Here is a 22,940-nt window from a genome sequence, read left to right as displayed (position 1 = left end):
CTAGGCTGACGCATTTGAAAACCTTCCCGGATCGAAAATATTGACTGGCCTTGACGTGCATCCGCCAAGGATCAATTCCGCGAGCAACTGGCCCATGAGTGGTCCAAGGGTGAATCCGCCGCGTGCGCAGGCAGCGCAATAGATATCACGATGCCCTGGCAGAAGGCCAAGGTAGGGATAGGAGTCCGGTGTGACGCCTTCATACCCGGCCCAACTGCGCAGAACATTGAGTTGTCCAAGCCTTGGTATCACCCGCATTGCCAGCCGTAGATTGTGAACCAGTTGGTCGTAGTCCAGTTCTTTGCGGGAATCGTCGATTGTGCCAATGCCCTGCCAGCCCCCACCGATCAGGCAACTGCCGTTGGCAACCTGTTTTAGCGTCAGAATGCCGCGAGCGTGTGTAACGATATTGGGTATGACCTGTCGCGGTGTCGGCTCGGTCACAGAAACCATGTTCACGTCGAGCGAGATCGGAAGATCAACGCCAACCATGGCTGCAAGCTTCGCTGACCACGCGCCCGATGTAATCGCTATCTTCTTGCCGTAAAATTCACCCTTGCTGGTCTCCACACATAAGGAGTTTCCATGCCGTATGGCGTAAACGTCCGCGTGCTCGACGATCACGACTCCGAGTTCTTCCGCCGTCCTTCTAAGGGCAGGGCCGACAAGTGTGGGACTTGCATATCCATCGTCGGGTGAAAAGGTAGCGGCGACACACTCTGGCGATATCCAAGGTGCCCGGGTGCGCAGTTCATTCTGGGCGAGACGTTCGACAGTTAGCCCCAGTTGCTCCTGCTCGTGCGAGATCTGGAAGAGCCGCTCGGCTTCCGTCTGCGTCATCGCTATCTTGTAGCCGCCATCCCGGCATAGGCCGACACCAACCCCCAATCGCTTTTCGAGTTGGATCCACAATTCCCACGACCAGAGGGTGTAGGGAACAAGTGCCGGGAGTTTGTTCTGAACGCCTAGTGATCCGGCATTTACAGCTGACGCTTCACTCCACAATTTCGAGCGATCCACGACAATGACAGACGTTCCTGCCTCGGCAAGCGTTAGCGCGCAAAAGAGCCCGAATATACCGCCGCCGACGACGATCACGTCGGCCTTGCGGACAGGGTTCCTCTTGCCAGCTATCGCACTGTCAGGTTTCATCGCATCCGCCGTGGTGATGGACTCCGGCGATGCTCACCGGTTTGATCCCCCACATAGCGGTTCAACGCCAATTGTGAGGAGTTGAGGTCCCCAATAACAGCCGTGCGCAGACTAACCGGGTCACGACGAGCGGCACACTCGATTATGATCTCGTGGCGCCGGTGGTCGGTGCGATCCCGCTGAAGAGTGGGATACATGTGGCGTAGAGTCGGACCGATCCGAAGCCACAGGCTCTCTGCAATTTTCAGGCGCAGAGGCAGATCGGCGCGCTTGTAGATTCTAAAATGGAATAGAGAGTTGAGCCGCAGAGCCGTTTTGTAGTCTTCAGCGTCCAGCGCATCCAGATAGCTCCCATGTGTTTTTTTCAAGAAAACGTCGTCACTTTCATCGAGCAAGGGAGCGGCAGTTGCCGCCATATCCCCTTCGAGGCGACGGCGGATATCGAATATTTCTTGAATCTCAGGCTCGTTTCGCTCTGGGACTAATATGGTGTTCTTGTCTGTTGCGTCCAATACGCCTTCTGAAACCAGGCGTTGGACTGCCTCCCGCACCGGCGTGACGCTGACTCCAATTTCGTCTGCATGTTGGCGAATGTTTATGCGGTCCAACGGAGCAAAAGATCCTGACAGGATTTCGGTTGCAAGCTGTCGGTAGATTTGTTCGGCCAACGTTTCTCCCCGAACAGGAAGTTCGTACATCGAAGTCTCACCTGAAAGCATTTTGGCCCTTGACAGATATTTGGTGTTCGACATACGATATATCAAATTGTGGCAATGTCAACAAGGAGACAGCTCGGAATGACGCAGGTTCAATGGAGTGGGGTGATGCCGGCATTGGCGACGCCATTTACCCAAGATGGCAATGTCGATGAAGGACAGCTGGTAGCGCTGATCGATCTTCTCCTGTCGGAAGGCGTTTCAGGTTTTGTGGTTGGCGGGAGCACTGGCGAATACTACTCGATGTCGGTTGCCGAGCGCGTTAAACTCTTCGAAAAGGTTTTCCAGCATGTGTCCGGTCGCGGTACCTTGATCGCAGGTGTTTCGTCGACAAATCATGCTGAAACACTTGAGCTTACCAAAACTGCCAAGCGGATTGGCTTCGATGGATGCATGGTGCTTCCTCCGGTCTACTGTCTTCCAACACCAACCGAGATTGTAAAGGTTTTCGAAGAAATCGCTGCAATCGGCCTTCCGATTATGGTCTACAACAACCCTGCTCGGGTGGGTTTGGCGCTGTCTCCGGCCCTGACCACCCAGATATCAAACATTCCGAATGTTGTTGCTTACAAGGAGAGCGCGCGGGATCTTTATGCGGTCTCTGAGCTGTATTATGCAACGCGTGACCGGATTGCTCATTTTGCAGGACTGGAGCCCTATGGCAGCGCGTTGCTGTCGCGGGGGGCGAAAGGCATCGTTTCGACAATCTCGAATGTCTGTGCCAGGGAAGTCGTCAATTATTACAACGCTTTCCAGAATGGTGACTTGGGCGCTTTATCGCGCAACCAGCAAGTGATCGACGAAATGTACCATCTCCTTGGTCGCGCGGGTTTCTCCAATTTTGCGTTTGTTAAGGGAGCCATGGCTGCGTTGGGCCGGCCGGGCGGAGTTACCCGTGCGCCGCATATTGCCGTTGATCAGGCTCACATCGAGAAGATCGGGAAAGACATTGAAGGGATTTACGCCAGAGCGGGAATTCAACGCAGTTAAGGCTGATCTTAGGTGATCATTTTGAATTATAACTCAAAATAAAAAGGGGAATTCAATGCGCAGTACAGCTTTAAAATCAATCATCGCAGCAGCGGGGCTCAGCCTCGCTGCATACACCTCGGCAGCAGCTGATCCGGTTTGGGACCGCATCGAGTCGTCTGGCAAGATTGTCTGCGGTGCAATTCCAAACGACAAGGTGGGCTCCTGGATGGATCGCGCGACCGGCAAGTGGGAAGGTTACGAGATCGATCTTTGCCGGGCAATGGCTACCGATCTTTCCAAGGATATGGGAAAGGAAATCTCTCCCGAATTCCGGGAGACCAGCTGGAAAACGGTTGTCTTGGATGTGCAATCCAACAAAATAGACATCTGGCCTGGCATGAGTGCAACGCCAGCACGTGAGAAGGCGCTGTCCATGGTCGGCCCGATGTACGGATTGGCTTTTTGTGGCGTGGCTAGTAAGACGTTTCAGTCGGATGGGACATGGGAAGCGCTCAACAAGCCCGAAGTCAAAATTGCTACTGTCACAGGTACCAGCATTGAAACGGCATTCAAAAAATTTGCACCGAACGCTACCCACATCACCTTGGCTGAGTATGCGGATGTAACGCTTGCCGTTCAATCCGGAAGAGCCGACCTTATGGGTGCGGATGCTCTACGTTGCTTGAATGTTATTCAGAGCGCACCCAACATTTTCGGAGCGATTACCTTTCCTACGCCGGTTCAATCGATGGGCTCTTCTGCCGGCATATTGAAGAGTGCTGATCGCTTGAGCAGTTGGTTGAAAGCTTGGTCAGAGAAAAAGCAATCTTCCGGAGAGATCAAGGCCATTTTCGTCAAGGTGCTCAATCAGGCCGGCTTTGACACAAGCGTCATCCCGCCGGAAGTGCAATTCTAAGGATCATGACCGGCAGGCCGGGGCTCTCTCGGCCAGCCGCCTTTTGATGAACCAAGGAGAAGCACGACAGTGAACTACGAGTTTGATTGGTCCGCGGTCTGGAGCCCGGACGCATGGATTGATGCCATCATGGTGACCGTCGCATATGGCGTTGCGACGACCATAGCAGGGCTAATCTTGGGCCTGGGTCTCGGCCTGCTGCTCATCAGCCGCTTCAGGGTTGCACGGCAGGCAGTTTCACTTTTTATCGGTGTCTTCCGTTGCACGCCGGCGCTGATACAGATCGTGTGGTTCTACTACGCGTTTCCGATGGCTCTGGGTGTAACAATGCCCGCCTGGTTGGCCGCAAGTTGCGGGCTGACTTTTTACATGGCAGCTTTTTCTGCCGAGATTTTCCGCGGTGGTATCCAGTCAATTGAAAAGGGCCAGTGGAATGCCTGTCGATCACTGTGCATGTCGCACTGGCAGACGATGTGCTACGTGATTCTACCGCAAACCTTTCGCCGAATGACGCCGGCAATCGTCAATCAGTCGATCATCCAGTTCAAGAACACGTCTCTTTTGTCTGTCGTGTCGGTGCACGACCTGATGTTCACCGCGTCTGCGCTGACCTCTGAGACCTATCGTCCACTCGAAGTATTCACCTTTGCGGCACTTCTTTACATCCTTTTGATCTGGCCTTTGGCATCCCTCGCTCACTTGGTTGAACGCCGAATTGACAACAGGAGTTCGCACTGATGACGGCAGATTTTATTGAAGTTCGTTCGCTCAGAAAGGTTTATGGCGGAGGGGTCGTGGCTGTTGACGATGTCAGCCTCACTCTTCAAAAAGGGCGCACGGCCGCGATCATTGGATCCAGTGGTTGCGGAAAATCGACCTTCCTTCGCTGTCTGAATCTCCTCGAAACGCCGACATCCGGAATGATGCGAATTGGCGAAGACTCAGTGAATTTTGCTGAAGGCAAGATGAATTCGGGCAAGGAACAGGCGCTTGGTTTCCGGAAGTCGATGGCCATGGTTTTTCAGAGCTTCGACCTGTTTCCCCATATGACGGCACTGCGCAACATATCGCTGGCACCGACGCTGGTAAACGGAATGCCGCGCGAGGAGGCGGAGGAGCTTGCCCTGCAACTGCTTGATCGCGTCGGCCTGAAGCACAGGGCAGATGCCTATCCGGGCCAGTTGTCCGGCGGACAGGCGCAGCGGGTCGCCATAGCACGTGCTCTGGCCATGACCCCGCGTGTCCTTCTGTTTGACGAAGCAACCTCCGCGCTCGACCCTGAACTTGTTGGCGAGGTACTTGCAGTCATTAAGGAACTGGCGAATGAAGGCCACACCCTCCTCGTCGTCACCCACGAACTTGCCTTTGCGCGCGAGGTGGCTGAAACGCTGTTCTTTTTCGACAAAGGGCTTGTTCTGGAAAGCGGCCGGCCGGAAGACCTTCTGCTAAATCCGAAAACTGAGCGTCTCAACGCTTTTCTCAAGCGCTTCCAGCGCGCGCTGCACGACTGACCGCATCATGATCAGGGAAAGCACATGACCCGCATTGCTTACGTTAATGGCGACTTCATTCCTCTTGAAAATGCGCGGATTTCAATTTTGGACCGCGGTTTCTTGTTTGCAGACGGCATCTATGAGGTTAGTGCCGTTCTCGATGGCAAACTCGTGGACAACGACTCGCATCTTACCCGGCTGGAAAGATCATTAGGGGAAATCCGTCTAACCCTGCCACTCGATCTTGCCAGTATTGAGGCGTTACAGCTCGAACTCATTCGACGAAACGCCCTCGTCAATGGCATAGTGTATCTGCAGGTGACCCGTGGTGCCGGCGAGCGGAACTTTCTTTTCCCAGACGCCACCTTGCCAAGCCTCGTCATGTTTACACAGATGAAGGATATCGCCGGTGCGCCGGGAGGTACACGGGGCATTGCGATCAAAACTGTTGAAGATATTCGCTGGCAACGCAGAGATATTAAAAACATTGGGTTGCTCGCGCAGGTACTTGCCAAACAAGTCGCAGCGGAGGCGGGGTGCGCCGAAGCCTGGATGACCGAAGGCGGAAGGATTACGGAGGGTGCTTCCTCATCCGCTTTTATCATCACCCAGGATAACGTCATAGTGACCCGTCCCGATTCAAATACCGTTTTGCCGGGATGTACCGCCAAGGCTGTCGTGCAATTGGCGGAAGAGGCAAACTTGGTAATTGAGCACCGCGCTTTCACGCTGGCAGAGGCCCTGGAGGCAAAGGAGGCTTTCATGACCAGCGCATCCACATTCGTACAACCGGTCATCAAAATCGATAATCAAAATGTCGGGAGCGGAGAACCCGGTCCGCTGACGCAGCGGCTCAGAGCCATTTACATCAATTTCGCCCGACAGGTTCGCGAGCCATTGTGACCGGAAGATATACTCGGAAAATAATCGAATTCAAGAAACCCATCAATGGGCGAAAGCTCGGCGATCAAGTTCTAAAGTTAGTGATTTAGGAACAATCCCATGAAAGTCCTCGTACCGGTAAAGCGGGTAGTTGATTACAATGTAAAGATCCGCGTCAAGGGCGACGGTTCCGGCGTTGAGCTTGCCAACGTGAAAATGTCGATGAATCCGTTCGACGAAATCGCAGTGGAAGAAGCGCTTCGTCTGAAAGAAGCCGGCAAGGTCGAGGAAGTCGTGGTTGTATCAATCGGCCCGGCGCAGGCGCAGGAAACCCTGCGTACAGCGCTGGCCATGGGTGCGGACCGCGCCATTCTGGTCAAGGTCGACGATATTGTCGAACCGCTGGCTGTTGCGAAGATTTTGAAGGGCGTCGTTGAAGCCGAACAGCCGCAGCTGGTCGTCCTTGGCAAGCAGGCAATCGATGACGATGCCAACCAGACCGGCCAGATGCTTTCTGCATTGCTTGGCTGGAGCCAGGGCACCTTTGCTTCCAAGGTAGAGCTTGGAGACAAGTCGGCCAAGGTAACACGCGAAGTCGACGGCGGTTTGCAGACCATCGAGATCACGCTGCCTGCCATCGTCACCACCGATCTGCGTTTGAACCAGCCGCGCTATGCTTCGCTGCCCAATATCATGAAGGCCAAGAAGAAGCCGCTGGATGAGAAGTCTGCCGGTGATTACGGCGTCGACACCAAGCCGCGTCTCAAGGTTCTCAAGACTGAAGAGCCGGGCGGTCGCAAGGCTGGCGTCAAGGTAAAGGACGTTGCGGAGCTGGTCTCCAGGCTCAAGAACGAAGCTGGCGTTCTTTAAGGAAAAGGATAAGGAAATCACATGGCTATTCTTCTTTTTGCCGAACACGATAACGAGACCCTTTCCGACCAGACGGCCAAGGCATTGACGGCAGCACTTGCCATTGGTTCGGATGTGCATGTGCTGGTTGCGGGCAAGGGCGCCAAGGGCGTTGCCGATCAGGCAGCCAAGCTTGCAGGCGTCAAAAAAGTTCTGCTCGCTGATAGCGATGATCTGGCCAACCGCCTTGCAGAAGCAACAGCAGCGCTGATCGTCTCGATTGCCGATGGCTATGACACGATCATTGCCGCTGCAACAACCAACGGCAAGAACATCCTGCCGCGCGTTGCAGCCCTGCTCGACGTTATGCAGGTGTCGGATATCATTGAGGTCATCTCGGCTGATACGTTCAAGCGACCGATCTATGCGGGTAATGCCCTGCAGACAGTTCAGGCAACCGATGCCAGGAAGGTTATCACCGTGCGCACGGCAACCTTTGCCGCAGCCGGTGAAGGCGGTTCGGCTTCGGTTGAAAATGTTTCCGCTGTTGCCAATCCCGGTCTTTCGACCTTTGTCGAAGCCAGGCTTTCAGGCGGCGACCGTCCTGAACTGACTTCGGCGAAGATCATCATCTCGGGTGGACGTGCGCTTGGCTCTAACGAGAAATTCAAGGAAGTAATCCTTCCGGTCGCCGACAAGCTCGGTGCTGCGGTCGGTGCTTCGCGCGCGGCAGTAGATGCGGGGTATGCTCCTAATGATTGGCAGGTCGGACAGACCGGCAAGGTGGTTGCTCCGGATCTCTATATTGCCGTCGGCATTTCCGGCGCGATACAGCATCTGGCGGGCATGAAGGACTCAAAGGTCATCGTCGCCATCAACAAGGATGAAGAAGCACCGATCTTCCAGGTTGCCGATTACGGCCTTGTGGGCGATCTTTTCACCATCCTGCCGGAACTCGAAAAAGCACTTTGATCGACATGGTCGAAACTGCCGATCATCCGAACACGAAAACACGTAACTCGATGTGGTCGGTTCGCTCTGAAGCAGGTCAATGGTTCGGGTCCGGTTTTACGAATGGGCGGAGGAGAGCGGACAGGTCGCCTTTGTGGGTCAAACCTGCACTTGACAAATATTCCGTATCCGGCATACGATATATCAAATTAAGGCAAGTTGTGGCGAGCTTCGACAAGAACGAGTTAGATTTTGGAATGACCTCATGCCGAAGTCCTTTTGCGTAAGCGAGGCCAACATCACGTTCACCGCAATAACATCCGCGGACGAATTTTAACGAACCGTTTCCTAATAAAGGGCAATTGCCATGTCTGCCTACGACTCACTTCTTCAATCCTTCCGCTTACGTGAACTGACGCTGCGCAACCGAATTGTGAGTACAGCCCATGCTCCCGGATATGGCGTAGAGTCACTGGCTGGAGAGCGGTATCGTCTGTACCATGTCGAAAAGGCGAAGGGTGGTTTAGCCTTAACGATGATTGGTGGGTCAAGCGCTGTATCGCCCGATTCTACAGCGCCCTTCGGACAACTCACGCTCGCAGAAGACAGGGCTATTCCCCATATCAAATCGCTAGTGGACGCCGTTCACGATCACGGCGCGGCAGTCTTTTGCCAAATATCGCACCCCGGAAGACGCGGCCGTTGGGATACAGGATCGTGGATGGCACCAGTAGCTCCCTCCGCAGTCCGAGAAGCGCAACATCGTTCGTTTCCACGCGAGATGGAGGCTTGGGATTTCGAGCGTATATTGCAGGACTTTTACCTCGCCGGGCAGCGCGCAGCCGCTTCGGGATTGGATGGCGTCGAATTGCTTTTTGCGGGCGGCCAAATCGCTTTGCAGTTCCTCTCGCCTGCGGTCAACAAGCGAACGGATGAATATGGCGGATTCCTGGAAAATCGCCTGCGTTTTCCGTTCCAAATAATCGATGCGGTCCGCCGTGGTCTAGGTGACCGGCTGGTTCTCGGAGTTCGCATGACAGCGGACGAATTTTTTGAAGCTGGCATCGATCAGGTGGAAAGTCTGGCAATCGCCAAGGCCTTTGCGGGTACCGGTTCCATAGACTATCTCAATGTGATGGCGAGTACCGTCTACGACTGGCGGACGGCATCCTTATCAATGCCGGGCATGGGGACACCGTTGGCGCCTTACCTGACAATGGCGGGTGCCATCAAGGCCGCTGTTTCAATCCCGGTTCTTCATGCAAACCGAATTATAGACTTCGCCACAGCCGCCAAGGCTGTGGAAGACGGAATTATAGATCTCGTGGGTATGACGCGCGCGCAAATTGCCGATCCGCACATGGTGAAGAAACTTATGGAGCGCCGCGAAAACGACATTCGCCCTTGCGTTGGCGCTAATTATTGCATTAGCCGTATTTATGCCGGAGGGGAGGCTCTTTGCCTGCAGAATCCCGCGACCGGACGTGAAGCCACCATGCCCCATGTCGTATCTCCAGCGCCGATACAAAAGCGGGTAGTTGTCGTCGGTGGTGGCCCTGCCGGACTTGAGGCCGCCCGGGTCTCAGCAGAGCGCGGTCATAAGGTAACCCTCATCGAAGCTGAACCTCAACTGGGCGGCCAAATCATGATCGCTTCAAAAATCGACTGGCGGCGCGACCTTCAAACCATTACGCAGTGGCTGGAAGATCAATGTCGCAAGCTAGGGGTTGATATCTGGCTGGGCTACATGGCTGATACCGAGATGATCGAAAGATTTTCTCCTGATATCGTGGTCATGGCAACGGGTGGTTTCCCTAACGTCGGCGAATTCGACGGTGCGGAACACGTCTACAGCACTTGGGATGTACTCAGTGGTCGTGTTGAACTCGGCGAACGCGTGCTGATGTTTGATGATCAGGGAGCCGACTCGGGTATCGGCTGCGCTGACTATTTGTCGCGAGCGAACGGAAAGCTTGAGGTTGTCACTCCGGAGCGGCATCTTGGTGTGGAGGCAGGTGCCTATAATTTCCCCATCTACTTGTCTCACCTTTACAAGAACGGAGCAGTGATAACCCCGGATAGGCGTTTACGACGCGTAGAGCGCTCTGGTAACAACCTACTGGTTTTCCTGCGCAATGAATATACGCTCGAGGAAGAGGTCCGGGAAGTTGACATGGTTGTCTGCGATAATGGAACGCTTCCCAATGACGAACTCTATCTGGAACTGAAAGCTCGCTCCCTCAACTTGGGTGCGGTAGATTACAAGGCTTTGACCGAAGGTCTCCCGCAGGCAGTAACCACTAATCCTGACGGCAAATATATGCTTTTCAGGGTTGGAGATGCGGTTGCCAGCCGCAACATTCACGCTGCAATTTACGATAGTCTTAGATTAGCCAAGAGTTTCTGAGCGGCGGAAGGCAGTCAATAACTGAAATTTGCCAGGCGACTCGTGTCGCCTGCAGATGCACGCAGCTATGGCAATCTTAAGAGCACATGGAGAACGTGACGATTTCGCACTTGGCTATCCGCAACGACTGGCATGGGTACAAAGCTTTGCGGCACCTAATGGCGAAAAACTTGGGTGACCTCTGTCCGGATAATCGATGGTCGTCGCATCATGTCATTCTCTCGGCTCTGACTTGGGTGGGGGGCTGCCCATATATTCGCTTGAAAGACCGCGTGAAATGAGAAGGATCATTGAAGCCCACATCGAGTGCAATCTCGATCAAGGGCGAGTTGGTTTGCGTCAGCAGCTTTTTCGCCCGCTCCATTCGAATTCTATTATACGCCTGTCCAGGGGACATTCCCGCTTTCTGGCTAAAAAGGCGTTCTAATTGGCGACGTGACAAGCCAAGGGAGGCCGCGAGGCCGTCAAGAGACATCTCACGATCAAGCTTCTGCTCCATCATAATAAGCGCGGCTTTAACCCGGGCGTCATCGCAATCGTGTTGAAGGGGCCTGCGGGGTTGAATGTCACGCCCTGTACGCACATTCTCGATCTGCAGAACCTCGAATGCGTTGCGTTCGGCAGCTTTGCCTATGTATTGCCTGACGAGCGAAGCAGCCAAATCTGCGCTGCTGGTTCCGCCAGCACAGGATCCTCTGTACCTGTCCAACGCAAAGATTCTGTCCGATCGCACTGCGTGATCCGGAAATTGCTCATGAAATTCCTGAAAGTGCAGCCAGCTCACGCACGTTTCGTGGTTCTTCATAAGTCCGGCTTCTGCCAAGATGAATGATCCGGTGCATAGACCAATCAAACATACCTTCTTGGCGTCGGCGTCCTTGAGAAAGGCAATTGTCTTGTGGTCGACAGGGTCTTCAATCGATAACAGACCTCCGACCACCACAATGCAATCAAACTTTGCAGGGTCGGCGAGATCAGATGTCGGCGCAACCTGGATTCCGCAACTTGCGGTGATGAGGTGTTGCGTACTCGCCAGGACTTGCCAATCGGCCGATATCCGACCTGAGCGATCCAGCTCATCACTCGCTAGCCGTAGCGTATCGGTGAATAGTGCAAAGGCAGATAGGGTAAATGATCTTGCGAGTATGAAGCCTATCTTCAATCTGTTTGCTTTTACAATTGCGCGCTGCACGTGATACCTCGTCCCATAACATGAATATCGCAGTTCAGACTTTCGTAAGCGCCCGAGCTTTTTGGTAAGCAGCCTCGAGCCCGCTACGCACTGCGGATTCAAATCCGGCGTCGCGCATCCCGATTATACCTGCAGCCGTCGTGCCATTGTAGTCCACGAACGCCTTGACCGTTTCTGCAGGAGGTAGATTGTGTCGCTCTTGGAGCCTGCCAGCACCTATGATCACCTGCTTGACCGCCCGGGTGGCGATTTCCACCGGAATTCCCCTTGTCACGGCATCGGTCATCATTGCCTGAGCTAACAATGCGGGGAATGCTTCTCCAGATCCTGACATGGCAGTAAAATAGTCGATATGATCTTCAATAGGAACAATGTCGACCTTTCCACAGCATTCAAAAATCATTCTCACTGTCTTTATGTCCTGGTCGATTCTAGATTCTAGATATATCGGCGTGAAGGATAAGCCTACTTCTGCTGCTGCATTCGGCAATGCCCTGGCCACACGAGTTGACCCTGTTCTAGACTTGATATCATCGAGTGTGACGCCTGCCATTACAGAAATAACCAATTTGTCAGCAGCGGCGATATTCAACGTTGTTCAATCTGATGGTCTCACGCAGAGAATGACGACGTCAGATCCTTTGATCAATTCATTGTTGTCTGTCGTCCAACGGCAGCCGATGTTCTGGAGCGGCAAGTTGCTTCGGTAGGAACAGATCAATTCATCCGGCTGGATGGTACCCGACTGAATGAGCGACCTCGCGATGGCCGAACCGAGCCATCCTCCACCTCCTACTATGCCAATACGTCCCGTGTGGCCCATCGTTGAGCTCCCTTGTTCTTATTTTAGCTGGAAACCATGGGCCAGCGGGTCACGGTCGTCGACATAGATCGTGTTGTGTCCAATAACTCGCGCCCAACCGCCAACACTCGGTTTGATCCCCCTAAAAGGTCCCACATCCGTCTCTTCTTCGATACGGCCTTCAAACACCGTTCCGATCAAGCTCTCTTGACGGAAGGTTGAGCCGACCTTCAATCGGCCCTTACCGTGAAGTTGGGCCAGACGGGCGGAAGTACCTGTTCCGCCTGGCGATCGATCGATCGCTTTGTCACCATAGAACACAGCGCCACGACCGTCAGCACTATTGCCTGTCGGCCTGTCACACCAGATAGCATGATGGACACCACGTATTCTGTCGTCATCCGGGTGCACAGGGTCGCATATAGTGGTCAGAGCATCGCGAAGTTTCTGACTAAAGTCCACGATTTGGCCAGCGGACATGCCGTCCAGTCCTGCCCAGGACGTCTGCGGTTCTACGACCGCATAGTAGTTTCCACCGTAGGCAATGTCGACAACCAAGCACCCAATCCCCGGAACGTCAACGGTCACATCTGCCGCATGAAGGTAGCTTGGAACATTGAACATGCACACCGATTCAACAAACTCGCCGGGCTTTTCATATTTGATGTCCACTCTGCCCGCTGGGGTTTCGATAGAAAGCCTCCCTGCGACCTTTGGAGTAACGAGTCCCTCTTCGAGGGCAGCGGTCACGAGACCAATTGTGCCCGCGCCGCACATCGGGAGGCATCCGCTGACTTCGATAAAGATCACCGCGAAATCGCAGTCCGCGCGATATGCGGGATATATGATCGCGCCCGACATGTTATCATGGCCCCGCGGTTCAAACATCAGCGCCTGTCGCACCCAGTCATGATCGCGCAGGAACAATTCCCGGCGCTCAGCAATCGGAAGATGCGGCAACAAGGGGCCACCTCCCACAACCATGCGAACAGGATTACCGCAGGTGTGGGAATCAATACAAAAGAAGCTGCGCCGCATGATATTCCTTTCGAATATTGTCAGTCATTTTCTGCCGCAGCAGGCGTCCGGCGGCCCTGAAGCGCTCCGCGTGATAGCCTGTCAAGGAGTATAGCGACCGCCACGATGGCAAGTCCGGCTCTCAGGCCGAGTCCCATTTCCATTCGGGTTAATCCACGAGTTACCTCTGCACCCAGCCCGCCGGCTCCAACAAGCCCGGCAAGGACAACAATGGCCAAGGACAGAAGAATGCACTGATTCAGCCCTACAAGCAGTGTTGGCGTTGCCGAAGGGATCTCGATCTTGAAAAGTATGAATCGCGTGGAGGCCCCAGTGGCCTGCCCGAGTTCCAGGAGCTCTTTGGGGATTTGGTTGAATGCGAGGGTGGTGAGGCGAAGCATAGGGGGCACGCCATATACAATTGTTGCGATTATCGCGGGCACACGTCCAAGGCTAAAGATCATCACGGCCGGTATCAGATAAACCCATGGGGGAACCGTCTGCATGATGTCGAGCACGGGACGAATGGAAGCCTCGAACGCACGGTATCGCGACGCCAAAACACCGAGAGGAAATGCAATCAACACCGATATGCAGACGGCTACTGTCACCAGTGAAAGCGTTTGGATTGATGCTGTCCAAAGACCAACAAGGAGACAGAACGCCAATGCTATGCCGCTGGTTACCGCCACACGAATGCTCACGAAGAAAGCTGCGAGGGCAATGACGATGCCGATGACGACGTAGGGCGGTGGATAGAGCAAAGCGGTTTCTATGCCGCCGAGCACGGCTTCGATGACCTTGGTAACAATGCTGAAAAATGGATGAAAATTAGTGTTCAGCCAATCGACGACAGGAGCGAGGTATGCGCCAGGAGAAAATTGAATTGATTTCAGATCCATCATCTATCTCCCTTTGCATGGCGCGGGGCACTCTGCGTCAATCGGTCGAGCACCATGGTGAGGATTACTATTGCGATGGCGGCGTTTATTGATGTGGCTATGTCCAGCGTCCTAACCGAGGCGTATATGGTTTCACCCAAACCGCCGGATCCTACGATCCCTGCAATCACGACCATACCGAATGCCATCATCAAGCTCTGGTTGATGCCAGCCATTACACTGGGAATGGCAAAAGGCAGTCTGATCTTGGTAAACATCTGCCAAGGCGTGAGGCCACTTGCTTGGCCGAGTTCTATGAACTCGCGCGGAGTCCTGCGGATACCAAGTGAGGTCAGCCTGATGGCAGGGGGCATAGCAACGATGAACGTCGCTATGAGGGCTGTGGCGGGTCCATACCCCACAAGCGCGATCGCCGGTAAGAGGTAGATATAAGGAGGGAGAGTCTGAATCAAATCTAGTGCTGGTTCTAGAAACTTGTCGAATGTCTTGACGAAGCCCGCCACAACCCCGAGAGGAATGCCGACAAAGAGTGCCATCATCGTGGCAGTGATGACCAGAGCTAAAGTGCTCATGGTTTCAGTCCACAATCCCATCAAGGCACAGGCAATCAAAGCCGCGCCGGTCAGCAATCCAGCGGTGATGCTGATCAAGCGCCAGGCCAATACCCCAGCAATGATCGCGAATACATAAAATGGCGGGAGTTGCAAAAGCCACAGGATACCATCATACGTCCCTTCGAGCACCGTCCTGATGAAATCGAACAGCCATGCGCCGTTATCGCTAATCCAGCCCAGCGCGTTGTCCGTCCATTCATCGAAGCTTTCCGCAATGACTGTTGTGTCCATGTCGTTCCCCTTGAGCTAGACTTCAGCCAACGTGTCGGCTGGGGTTCCAGCAACGCCTCCGAGCAGGTCGCGCGTGGTGACGACCCCTATAATCGTGTCGTCTTGGACGACGGCCAACGCATCGCGATCTGACTTCATAGTTAGGTCAATAAGCGCGCTGATGTCGGCCTCCGGTGTGGTGCGGAGAAGCGAACTGACATCACAACTATTATGGTCTCGCCTATATTCTGCAACGGGCCGCATGACTGTGTGCGCTTTTACGAGATGGAGCCTGGAGATGCCGGCCACGAATTCGGCGACGTATTCGTCGGCGGGCCTAGTCACGATTTCCTCCGCGTTGCCGACTTGAACGATCACGCCATCCTTCATGATCGCAATGCGGTCACCGATACGGATGGCTTCTTCCAAATCGTGAGTGATAAATACTGCAGATTTTCCGAGAGACTTGGTGAGTTGTCGGAATTCGTCCTGTAGTTGGCGGCGGATCAAGGGATCAAGTGCGCTGAAAGGCTCATCCATCAGAATAATTTCCGGGTCAGCGGCGAGGGCGCGTGCCAAGCCGACACGCTGTTGCATGCCGCCCGAGAGTTCTGCCGGATATCTTGCGGTCCAGTCGGAAAGCCCAACCTTGGCTAAAGCCCCGCGGGCTATTTTATCGCGCTCTTCCTTGGATACGCCTCGAACTTCAAGCCCGAAGCCAGCGTTCTCCAGAACAGTACGATTTGGTAGAAGCGCAACGCTTTGAAACACCATTCCGATGTTCCGGGCTCTCATTTCACGCAGCTGGACAGCATTCAAAGATGAAATATCTCTGCCCTTGACAAGAATCTTGCCAAAACTCGGTTCAATTAGTCTATTGAGCAAACGGATCAGCGTGGATTTGCCGCTACCCGACAGTCCCATAATGCAGAAAATCTCTCCGCGGCGTACCTGCAAACTGGCATCTGAAACGCCTACGACACAGTCAAAGTCTGTCAGTATCTGTTTCTTTGAGAGCCCTTTTTCCTTCACCGCATCGACGGCCGCTTTCGCTCGTGCTCCAAAAATCTTCCAGACGGACTGGCAGTCAATCAAAACACTGCTCGTATCTTTTATCTCTGTGTTCATAGCGTTCCCCGCGAACCTTTTTGATACTGGCGTTCTTTGGTGGACGTCGGGCGCGGGCTGCCAAATTTTCGGCAGCCCGACCGTTAAACGTTAGTCTTTCTTGATGTTTCCCCAGCGCTTCAGGAGATCACCATGGCTGTCGGTCCAATCCTTGATAGCCACGTCCATCGTCTTGCCGTCATTGACCGCGCTATTGATCGCGGTGATGTCAGCAAGCGGGACGTATACGCTGGCAATGACCTCACGGGCGTGAGGGTTTTCCGATGAGAAGCCCTTCTGACCGATCCAATAGTAGCTCTGTGGCGGAGGGAATACACCCTTCGGATCGGCCAGGAATTTGACGTCGTATTTTTGCATCATCCACGATGGCTCCCAAATCGTCACAGCAATCCATTCCTTGCGGTCGACTGCAGACTTGAGTGCCGCAGTCATCGCTGCCGTGCTGCCTTCCACAAGCTGAAGCTTGAGATCATATTCCTTCACGGAGTTGCTTGTGTCCCGCATCAGACCCGAGCCTGCTTCGATACCAACGATCTTTCCGCCGAACTTGTCGGCATTGTCATTCAATTGATCCATGGAATCGATGTTAACGTATTTCGGCACCGCGACGCCCTGGAACAGTCCATGGGAAACTGGCGATATTTTCTCGAGACGGTTCTTGTTTTTGTCCCAGTAGTCCTGCGCGACGTAGTCCGTCTGCGAGGCAAGGATCTGGACATCACCCTTACTGAGTGCAGCATATGCTATGCCCCATTCTGAAAATGGTACGACTTTAACGGTGTAGCCGGAATCCTCGAGTACCTTCTTGGTGATACCAGTGATGGGTGTGAGGTCCTCCCACGACATCGTACCGATGGTGATGGACTTCTCTTCTGCATGCGCAGACACCATGGTCATTCCAACCACCGCCGCCACACATAGCGCTTTCCATAGACTGTTCATTTCTCGCTCCTATTTTTTCGTTCCCGTTATTGTTGAAGCCTTGCGCTTGGCCTGGTCTTCACATTGCGCGGCGAAAGGTTCATCCCTCGCGGCCTGCACGCAATTCCTGCAATCGGATCACCGCATTGACGCCAAGCCATGCCAAGGGCTCCGGCGGAAGTCTGGTCGGTTTCGGCTGATCCATGAACTTTTCGAGCTGTTCAGACTGGGCTCCAGAGGCGAGTTCGGCTGCCATCACCCCAGCCAATGTGCTCTTAACGGTTCCGAGACCATTTTCGCAGCAAGCGGAGTACAAGCCGTCCTCGATTTCGCCAAAGGCAGGCACGTGGTTCCTGCTGAGACACAGCCGCCCGGCCCAGCTGAACTCAAAAGGTACGCCGGTGAGGTGAGGGAAACGCGCTTCCAGCGAATGTCTTTGTTCTAAGGCAATGCCCGCTATGCGTTTATCGCTAACCTGAACGGTTTTGTCGTATGTAAACCGCGTTCGGATGACGATGCGCGATCCCTGGTCGGTCGTGATCTTTCGCACGGTTGCACCCATGGGATCGGCTGGAAGCAGCGCCCATGTTTCGTATCCCGCCTCCTTTTTGAAGGGGGCGGTCATCGATGCGTAAGTGAAGATATGCATCAGGCGGCCACGGAAATGTCCGAAGTCTTCTATGTGGCCGTTGACGCAAATAATCACCTTAGGAGCGGTGACACTGCCAAAGCGTGATGTAGCGATCCATCGTCCGTCTTTTCGTCCGAGCGTGAGAACAGGCGAATCCTCGAAGATCTGGATTTTCTGGCTCAATCCCTCGGCAAGACCGCGGATGTAATCTGCCGGCTGGATCATCACTGCGCCCGGCGTGTAAAGGCCGCCAAGGTAGTAGCTCGAGCCGGTGATATCCTGCATTTCACGGGTGTCGAGAAATTGGTGCTTTTCGTTGATCCCCTTGAGCGACTGACCGTATTTGGCGTTGAGCTTCATGCCTCGGGCAGTGGCCGCGGCATTAATCTTCCCCGAGGGATCAAAGGTCCGCTTGGACATTCCATATTCGGCAGCAGCAGCGGCCGCAAACGAGATCGCGAAACGGTTTTGTGCGATTTCCAGCGCAGTCACACATTCACTTGCGACAGAATATTCGCCCGACGAAAGATTGTGTGGGACATCAATCATGTAACCGGAGTTGCGGCCCGAGGTCCCTTTCGCGACTTCCCCCGCCTCGAGCACAATGACCTTCTCGCCTGGCCGCATCTGGGACATCCGACGCGCTGCCGAGAGTCCTGCGAAGCCCGCACCGATGATCAGCCAATCGGCCGATACGTTGTCGTCAAGAGACTGGACAGGGACGCTCCGATTACTGATCGCCTCCCAGCCCGATGTCCCGGACAAAGCCGGTAGTCGCTTGACGACATTCTGGTTCATCGAACCGTCTCATCCACAGAGCGTTCTGAAACATCGATCCAGATGGTCTTCAATTCAGTGTATTGGTCGTGAGCGAAAATCGACTTGTCGCGTCCGCCAAAGCCAGACTCCTTGTACCCGCCGAACGGTGTCGTTGCGTCACCTTCGCCAAAGCAGTTGACGGTGACCACGCCTGCTCTTATTTCGCGTGACAGTTTGATCGCTTTGCGCAGGCTTCCGGTGTAAACCGATGCAGTCAGGCCGTAGGGTGTATCATTGGCCAGAGCCACCGCTTCGGCCAATGAGTTGAAAGTGGTCACCGAGAGAATGGGACCGAATATCTCCTCCTGAAATAGACGGCTGGAACGCGTGACTCCATCGACCACGGTGGGTTCGACGTAGATGCCTTTGTGCGTTTCTCCACCAAGGACGAGCGCGAGCTTTTCCTTTTTCACATCATCGAGATAGAATTTGACCTTTTCGAAATGTGCTTTGCTGACAAGAGCGCCAATACGGTTCTCCGGATCGAGAGGATCGCCCGTCTTCCATTCGCGCATGTATGCTCCAATGCGCTGAAGAAGTTCGTCTTTAATGCTGGAATGGACGATTAGACGCGACGTCGCCGAGCAGTTCTCACCCATGTTCCAAAATGCGCCTGTCACTACCTGTTCGGCGACCAAATCGAGGTCTTCTGCATCTTCAAGGACGACGGCCGGATTCTTGCCACCGCATTCAAGAACCAACCGCTTCAGATTGGAATCTGCTGCATAGCGCAGGAAGCGGCGGCCGGTAGGCGTGGAGCCGGTGAATGTCACCATGTCGACGTCCATATGCATACCGATCGGCTCGCCAACCTCCTTGCCGCCTCCGGTCACAACATTCAAGACGCCGGCAGGGATGCCGGCCTCATGGGCGAGTTCCGCCACTCGAAGTGCGGTGAGGGTGGTTTCCTGGGCGGGTTTTACGACGACCGAACATCCCGCAGCCAGCGCCGGCCCAATCTTCCAGGCCAGCATCAACAAAGGGAAGTTCCACGGGAGGACGGCACCAACTACGCCGATCGGCTCGCGCACGATCATGGTCAAGGCCCTGGAACCGACCGGGGCTGTATTGTCATAAAGCTTGTCGATGAGTTCGGCGTGCCAACGGATGGTATGGATCGTGTCCGGGACGTCTACAGTCTGGCATTCACGGATCGGCTTTCCGCTGTCCAGACTTTCCATTACGGCAAGTTCGTGACGGTTTTCCTCAAGCAGCTTGGCAAACTTGAGCAGTACGGCCTTCCGCTCGCCAGGAGACAGGAGATGCCATCTACCATCGTCAAAGGCTGCCTTGGCCTTGGCCACGGCGAAGTCCACATCGCTAGCATCGCATGAAGCGACCTCGGCAAGCGTTTTCCCCGTGGCCGGATTAGCCGTCGTGAACGTCTTCCCCGAATTGGCTGGACGGAAGGAGCCATCGATGAATGCATTGGTTGGGAGTTCGATGGTGTTTGCAATTGCCTTGTATTCGGCCGCGGTCAAAGGGTCATGCATCGTTTGCTCCCGACGTGATTTGGGCGACCGTGCGCTTTACGCTTGCAACAACAGTCTGGAGGGTTCGCTTTTCTTCTGAATTGAGAGGACGGAGCGGCGCACGGACAGAGCCGACCTTCAGGCCATTCAACTCGCAGCCATGCTTGATCGACTGCACGAACTTTCCGCATTCAAGGAAGTCCATCAGAGGCAGCATCGCAGACATGATCGCGCGGCCTTTGTCGAAGTTCTTCTGGAGAACACATGCATCATATAGCGCTAAGTGTTCGGTCGGTAGGAAGTTCGAGCCCGCGCAAACCCAACTCTTCGCGCCCCAAGCGAAAAATTCTAATGCTTGATCATCCCATCCGCATGAGAGCCCGATGTGTGGAAACTTGCGGGCGAGCCGATGCACGTTGGCCATGTCACCGGAGCTTTCCTTGATCGCCACGACATTTCTGGATTTGCCCACACGGGCGAAGTATTCCTCTCCCATAACAACGCCCATGCGAGCCGGGTAATTGTAAAGCATGATCGGCAAGTTGGCAGCGCGATCGATTGTAAGCGCGTGGATCGCGTTTTCTTTTTCGGTAGGCAAAGCATAAGGCGGGGAAGAAACTAAAATAGCGTCAGCGCCGATTTCCTTGGCTGCTTTGGCGTATTCAACCGAGTCTTCAGTCCTGGTTGAGCCGGTCCCAACGATCAACGCAAGTCGAGTGCCGATGACTTCTTTTGCATAAGCGGCCAAGTTTAAGCGCTCTTGGGCGCTCTGAGCGTAGTATTCGCCGGTAGAACCGCCAATAACGATACCATGAACCTTTGCCTCAATCAGAGATTCCAGAATAGCGGCAAATGCTGTGTAATCTATCTCCCCGTCCGAGCAAAAGGGCGTTACGGCGGGAGTGTATACACCTTCGAATTTCAAGATGACTTCTCCATCAACAAGGAGGATACGTCTGCTGGTGAGTCCGCCTTCATCCGTTGCGGAGCGATGAACATCTCCATGTTCTCACGCGACAACTCCCAATGTTCGAATACAAGGTCGACTACGCTATCTTCGTCGTGTGCACCGATGGCAGAAATGAACCCGTCATGGTGTTGAACTGCAGTTTGCAGCCGGTTGCGCGTGTCGTCGTTATGGGGCCGGAAGAAGGTGTGACCGATGCGGGCATGATCAATCAGCAATCTGCCAAGGCTCGGCTGAAGATAGACATTTCCGGACATCTCGCCGATAATCTCGTGGAACCTGTTGTTCTCGAGCACCATCGCAAGGGTATCACCTTCCGTACTCGCAATACGAAACCGCTCTTGTGTGTCCTTCAAATCGGAAAGCTGTTTCGCCTTGAAATTTTGGACCGCCAGTCGACCGATGGCTGCGTAGATCATTGGTGCAACCAGGAAGAAGTGCCTGAGCGTTGAATGGTTCATCGGGACGACCCGAGCGCCTCTGTTCGCGCGAATATCAACGTAGCCCTCACCCTCTAGGCGGCGAAAGATTTCTCTGACTGGGGTCCGCGAAAGCCCATACTTTTCGCTGAGACTTACTTCATCCAGGTCCTCGTCTGGATCGAGTTCCATCGTCAGTATTTGGCGTTTGAGATCGTCATACAAACCGCTCTTGCCGCTCTTCATCTGAAACTCCGCCATTGTTCTTTCGCCATACGCATGGGCGCTTTCCATCCAATAAGTGGCAGGCTCTCATAGGCTTCGCGCCGAGTCAACAAGATTGTATTTTATATGTATACATTTTTTACACAATAGAAATGCAAAAATATCTGATCCAGACGTGATGCTGGCTGGCGGCGTGACGAGACGAAAGTAGGCTTCGAAGCAGGCTGATATAGCCAATCGGCCATCGAAAAGACCAAGCGCCGGGAACGAGCTTGATCAGTTGTTTTGACGGTCTTCGGACAACATTCAGAGAATGAGTCGCGCCATCCGAGCGAGTATTTCAACGGCATAGGTGATGGGCGAGGACGGTGGCGAGTTTGAGACACTGGGTCAATTGCTCATGAACCGCATCCACAAACTCCATGCGGCGCTTCTCGCGGCTATTGAACGCTTCCTCATCCCAGCGCCGGGCTTCGGCGTCTCGATCGCGGCGCGCTTGTTCCTCGTCTTCACGCCTTCTTCTCTGATAAGCGCGGCGTGCGCTACGAACCCCTGCCAATATGCCAGGCAGCATGCCTTCCAGCGTTTGCGTCTTTCCGTCCGAGTATATGTCCGGCGAAGGCCTGAATACAAATTGGCATGGATAACAATGGCAAGTTTGCCGGATGGAGACTGGTCGTACTTGGGCCAAGGGTCGGTGGTGTAGCCCCAACCTAGTCTTTCATCCCGCCGTATCAATTCTGACGCGGTCGGTTCATGTAATTTCTTCTCGGGCTGTTCCTCTAAGCCGAACACGATTGACTCATTCTCGACGACGAGAACCGACCCATCCTCGGTTGCGTTAGGCAGATATCCCTAAGTTTCTGCAAGGGCAAACAACTGTCTCAAGACGCGAATTCCCCGTTCAATGTACGCAGGAGCGACTTTAAGAGGAACAATACCTCTGGACCGAACGGTAGCAAATCCTCGACGATCCGGACGCGCTTTTGAGATTGCACGCCGCGTGGCAGCCAGGGATGGCGACGCAGCGATGTCGGGCGCCAAATTGGCTTCACGGACACTCGGCGACAGGTGCTGCTCAGAACTTCCGGCGATCCTCGCCACAGCTAGATGTGGCTCGGCCAAAAGACGGCAGTGGTTCTTTTTTGATGCGCTTGCCGTGTTCGAGTTCGGCCCAGTATCCACGGTCCAGTGTAGGAATGTAGTGGCGATCGCAGGTCTTCTTTAACGCCGTACTCATGCCCCTTAATCTACAGCAACTTTAGTCATGGGTTTGGGCCAGA

The 22,940-nt window shown here is 54.2% G+C and carries 21 protein-coding genes and 1 pseudogene; 8 read left to right on the top strand and 14 right to left on the bottom strand.

The window, feature by feature from the left end; all coding sequences use genetic code 11:
• Both ABKW30_RS26865 and ABKW30_RS26860 read right to left on the bottom strand, forming a co-directional pair.
• Window positions 1–1,152 (bottom strand): FAD-binding oxidoreductase, encoded by a 1,152-nt coding sequence (locus ABKW30_RS26865; protein ID WP_348602018.1) that lies wholly within the window; start codon window positions 1,150–1,152, stop codon window positions 1–3.
• Complete coding sequence (locus ABKW30_RS26860) at window positions 1,149–1,850, bottom strand: GntR family transcriptional regulator (protein WP_348602017.1); 702 nt, start codon at window positions 1,848–1,850, stop codon at window positions 1,149–1,151. Before ABKW30_RS26860 ends, ABKW30_RS26865 begins: the two co-directional genes overlap by 4 nt.
• 99 nt (window positions 1,851–1,949) lie before the next feature.
• Between ABKW30_RS26860 and ABKW30_RS26855 the strand changes: the two genes are divergently transcribed.
• The 8 genes from ABKW30_RS26855 (at window position 1,950) to ABKW30_RS26820 (ending at window position 10,338) form a co-directional block, all read left to right on the top strand.
• Complete coding sequence (locus ABKW30_RS26855; RefSeq protein ID WP_348602016.1) at window positions 1,950–2,858, top strand: dihydrodipicolinate synthase family protein; 909 nt, start codon at window positions 1,950–1,952, stop codon at window positions 2,856–2,858.
• Window positions 2,859–2,913: 55 nt separating this feature from the next.
• On the top strand, window positions 2,914–3,756 hold the full coding sequence (locus ABKW30_RS26850; RefSeq protein ID WP_348602015.1) for a transporter substrate-binding domain-containing protein: 843 nt from the start codon (window positions 2,914–2,916) through the stop codon (window positions 3,754–3,756).
• A gap of 69 nt (window positions 3,757–3,825) precedes the next feature.
• On the top strand, window positions 3,826–4,494 hold the full coding sequence (locus ABKW30_RS26845) for an amino acid ABC transporter permease (RefSeq protein WP_348602014.1): 669 nt from the start codon (window positions 3,826–3,828) through the stop codon (window positions 4,492–4,494).
• Complete coding sequence (locus ABKW30_RS26840) at window positions 4,494–5,267, top strand: amino acid ABC transporter ATP-binding protein (RefSeq protein WP_348602013.1); 774 nt, start codon at window positions 4,494–4,496, stop codon at window positions 5,265–5,267. The genes ABKW30_RS26845 and ABKW30_RS26840 overlap by 1 nt, the downstream gene beginning before the upstream one ends.
• A 24-nt stretch (window positions 5,268–5,291) precedes the next feature.
• Window positions 5,292–6,152 carry a D-amino-acid transaminase gene (locus ABKW30_RS26835; protein ID WP_348602012.1) on the top strand — a complete coding sequence of 287 codons (861 nt, stop codon included), beginning with the start codon at window positions 5,292–5,294 and terminating at the stop codon, window positions 6,150–6,152.
• Between the two features lie 99 nt (window positions 6,153–6,251).
• Window positions 6,252–7,001 carry an electron transfer flavoprotein subunit beta/FixA family protein gene (locus ABKW30_RS26830; protein WP_348602011.1) on the top strand — a complete coding sequence of 250 codons (750 nt, stop codon included), beginning with the start codon at window positions 6,252–6,254 and terminating at the stop codon, window positions 6,999–7,001.
• 21 nt (window positions 7,002–7,022) lie between these two features.
• Window positions 7,023–7,952 carry an electron transfer flavoprotein subunit alpha/FixB family protein gene (locus ABKW30_RS26825; protein WP_348602010.1) on the top strand — a complete coding sequence of 310 codons (930 nt, stop codon included), beginning with the start codon at window positions 7,023–7,025 and terminating at the stop codon, window positions 7,950–7,952.
• Window positions 7,953–8,298: 346 nt separating this feature from the next.
• Window positions 8,299–10,338: an FAD-dependent oxidoreductase gene (locus ABKW30_RS26820; protein ID WP_348602009.1), complete on the top strand. Its 2,040-nt coding sequence runs from the start codon at window positions 8,299–8,301 to the stop codon at window positions 10,336–10,338.
• A gap of 208 nt (window positions 10,339–10,546) precedes the next feature.
• Here the strand turns inward: ABKW30_RS26820 and ABKW30_RS26815 are convergent, their stop codons facing one another.
• From ABKW30_RS26815 to ABKW30_RS26760, 12 genes and pseudogenes are all read right to left on the bottom strand, one after another.
• Window positions 10,547–11,530, bottom strand: coding sequence for a GlxA family transcriptional regulator (locus ABKW30_RS26815; protein WP_348602008.1), 984 nt, complete (start codon window positions 11,528–11,530; stop codon window positions 10,547–10,549).
• A gap of 34 nt (window positions 11,531–11,564) precedes the next feature.
• A pseudogene (locus ABKW30_RS26810) lies at window positions 11,565–12,353 on the bottom strand (pyrroline-5-carboxylate reductase dimerization domain-containing protein).
• Window positions 12,354–12,371: 18 nt separating this feature from the next.
• A complete protein-coding gene (locus ABKW30_RS26805; RefSeq protein ID WP_348602007.1) occupies window positions 12,372–13,370 on the bottom strand; it encodes a 4-hydroxyproline epimerase in 999 nt (332 codons plus the stop codon).
• A gap of 20 nt (window positions 13,371–13,390) precedes the next feature.
• A complete protein-coding gene (locus ABKW30_RS26800) occupies window positions 13,391–14,251 on the bottom strand; it encodes an ABC transporter permease subunit (RefSeq protein WP_348602065.1) in 861 nt (286 codons plus the stop codon).
• Window positions 14,251–15,096 (bottom strand): proline/glycine betaine ABC transporter permease, encoded by an 846-nt coding sequence (locus ABKW30_RS26795; protein ID WP_348602006.1) that lies wholly within the window; start codon window positions 15,094–15,096, stop codon window positions 14,251–14,253. Before ABKW30_RS26795 ends, ABKW30_RS26800 begins: the two co-directional genes overlap by 1 nt.
• 15 nt (window positions 15,097–15,111) lie before the next feature.
• A complete protein-coding gene (locus tag ABKW30_RS26790) occupies window positions 15,112–16,203 on the bottom strand; it encodes a glycine betaine/L-proline ABC transporter ATP-binding protein (RefSeq protein WP_348602005.1) in 1,092 nt (363 codons plus the stop codon).
• Window positions 16,204–16,293: 90 nt separating this feature from the next.
• A complete protein-coding gene (locus tag ABKW30_RS26785) occupies window positions 16,294–17,145 on the bottom strand; it encodes a glycine betaine ABC transporter substrate-binding protein (protein WP_348602004.1) in 852 nt (283 codons plus the stop codon).
• Window positions 17,146–17,224: 79 nt separating this feature from the next.
• Window positions 17,225–18,553: an FAD-binding oxidoreductase gene (locus ABKW30_RS26780; protein ID WP_348602003.1), complete on the bottom strand. Its 1,329-nt coding sequence runs from the start codon at window positions 18,551–18,553 to the stop codon at window positions 17,225–17,227.
• On the bottom strand, window positions 18,550–20,067 hold the full coding sequence (locus ABKW30_RS26775; protein ID WP_348602002.1) for an aldehyde dehydrogenase: 1,518 nt from the start codon (window positions 20,065–20,067) through the stop codon (window positions 18,550–18,552). The genes ABKW30_RS26780 and ABKW30_RS26775 overlap by 4 nt, the downstream gene beginning before the upstream one ends.
• Window positions 20,060–20,971: a dihydrodipicolinate synthase family protein gene (locus ABKW30_RS26770; RefSeq protein WP_348602001.1), complete on the bottom strand. Its 912-nt coding sequence runs from the start codon at window positions 20,969–20,971 to the stop codon at window positions 20,060–20,062. Before ABKW30_RS26770 ends, ABKW30_RS26775 begins: the two co-directional genes overlap by 8 nt.
• Window positions 20,968–21,678, bottom strand: coding sequence for a GntR family transcriptional regulator (locus ABKW30_RS26765; RefSeq protein ID WP_348602000.1), 711 nt, complete (start codon window positions 21,676–21,678; stop codon window positions 20,968–20,970). The genes ABKW30_RS26770 and ABKW30_RS26765 overlap by 4 nt, the downstream gene beginning before the upstream one ends.
• Window positions 21,679–21,997: 319 nt before the next feature.
• Window positions 21,998–22,231, bottom strand: a complete 234-nt coding sequence (locus tag ABKW30_RS26760) for a hypothetical protein (RefSeq protein ID WP_348601999.1) — start codon at window positions 22,229–22,231, stop codon at window positions 21,998–22,000.
• Window positions 22,232–22,940: the final 709 nt, after the last annotated feature.

It is taken from the genome of Phyllobacterium sp. SB3 (genome assembly GCF_040009165.1).
Lineage (GTDB): Bacteria > Pseudomonadota > Alphaproteobacteria > Rhizobiales > Rhizobiaceae > Phyllobacterium.
This window is presented reverse-complemented; position numbering and strand designations above follow the sequence as displayed.

What these genes read in the sequence shown, in the direction of transcription:
- ABKW30_RS26865 (WP_348602018.1), bottom strand. Translation starts at nt 1,152, where the DNA reads ATGAAACCTGACAGTGCGATAGCTGGCAAGAGGAACCCTGTCCGCAAG.
- ABKW30_RS26860 (WP_348602017.1), bottom strand. Translation starts at nt 1,850, where the DNA reads ATGTACGAACTTCCTGTTCGGGGAGAAACGTTGGCCGAACAAATCTAC.
- ABKW30_RS26855 (WP_348602016.1), top strand. Translation starts at nt 1,950, where the DNA reads ATGACGCAGGTTCAATGGAGTGGGGTGATGCCGGCATTGGCGACGCCA.
- ABKW30_RS26850 (WP_348602015.1), top strand. Translation starts at nt 2,914, where the DNA reads ATGCGCAGTACAGCTTTAAAATCAATCATCGCAGCAGCGGGGCTCAGC.
- ABKW30_RS26840 (WP_348602013.1), top strand. Translation starts at nt 4,494, where the DNA reads ATGACGGCAGATTTTATTGAAGTTCGTTCGCTCAGAAAGGTTTATGGC.
- ABKW30_RS26835 (WP_348602012.1), top strand. Translation starts at nt 5,292, where the DNA reads ATGACCCGCATTGCTTACGTTAATGGCGACTTCATTCCTCTTGAAAAT.
- ABKW30_RS26830 (WP_348602011.1), top strand. Translation starts at nt 6,252, where the DNA reads ATGAAAGTCCTCGTACCGGTAAAGCGGGTAGTTGATTACAATGTAAAG.
- ABKW30_RS26825 (WP_348602010.1), top strand. Translation starts at nt 7,023, where the DNA reads ATGGCTATTCTTCTTTTTGCCGAACACGATAACGAGACCCTTTCCGAC.
- ABKW30_RS26820 (WP_348602009.1), top strand. Translation starts at nt 8,299, where the DNA reads ATGTCTGCCTACGACTCACTTCTTCAATCCTTCCGCTTACGTGAACTG.
- ABKW30_RS26805 (WP_348602007.1), bottom strand. Translation starts at nt 13,370, where the DNA reads ATGCGGCGCAGCTTCTTTTGTATTGATTCCCACACCTGCGGTAATCCT.
- ABKW30_RS26800 (WP_348602065.1), bottom strand. Translation starts at nt 14,251, where the DNA reads ATGGATCTGAAATCAATTCAATTTTCTCCTGGCGCATACCTCGCTCCT.
- ABKW30_RS26795 (WP_348602006.1), bottom strand. Translation starts at nt 15,096, where the DNA reads ATGGACACAACAGTCATTGCGGAAAGCTTCGATGAATGGACGGACAAC.
- ABKW30_RS26790 (WP_348602005.1), bottom strand. Translation starts at nt 16,203, where the DNA reads ATGAACACAGAGATAAAAGATACGAGCAGTGTTTTGATTGACTGCCAG.
- ABKW30_RS26785 (WP_348602004.1), bottom strand. Translation starts at nt 17,145, where the DNA reads ATGAACAGTCTATGGAAAGCGCTATGTGTGGCGGCGGTGGTTGGAATG.
- ABKW30_RS26780 (WP_348602003.1), bottom strand. Translation starts at nt 18,553, where the DNA reads ATGAACCAGAATGTCGTCAAGCGACTACCGGCTTTGTCCGGGACATCG.
- ABKW30_RS26775 (WP_348602002.1), bottom strand. Translation starts at nt 20,067, where the DNA reads ATGCATGACCCTTTGACCGCGGCCGAATACAAGGCAATTGCAAACACC.
- ABKW30_RS26765 (WP_348602000.1), bottom strand. Translation starts at nt 21,678, where the DNA reads ATGAAGAGCGGCAAGAGCGGTTTGTATGACGATCTCAAACGCCAAATA.
- ABKW30_RS26760 (WP_348601999.1), bottom strand. Translation starts at nt 22,231, where the DNA reads ATGCTGCCTGGCATATTGGCAGGGGTTCGTAGCGCACGCCGCGCTTAT.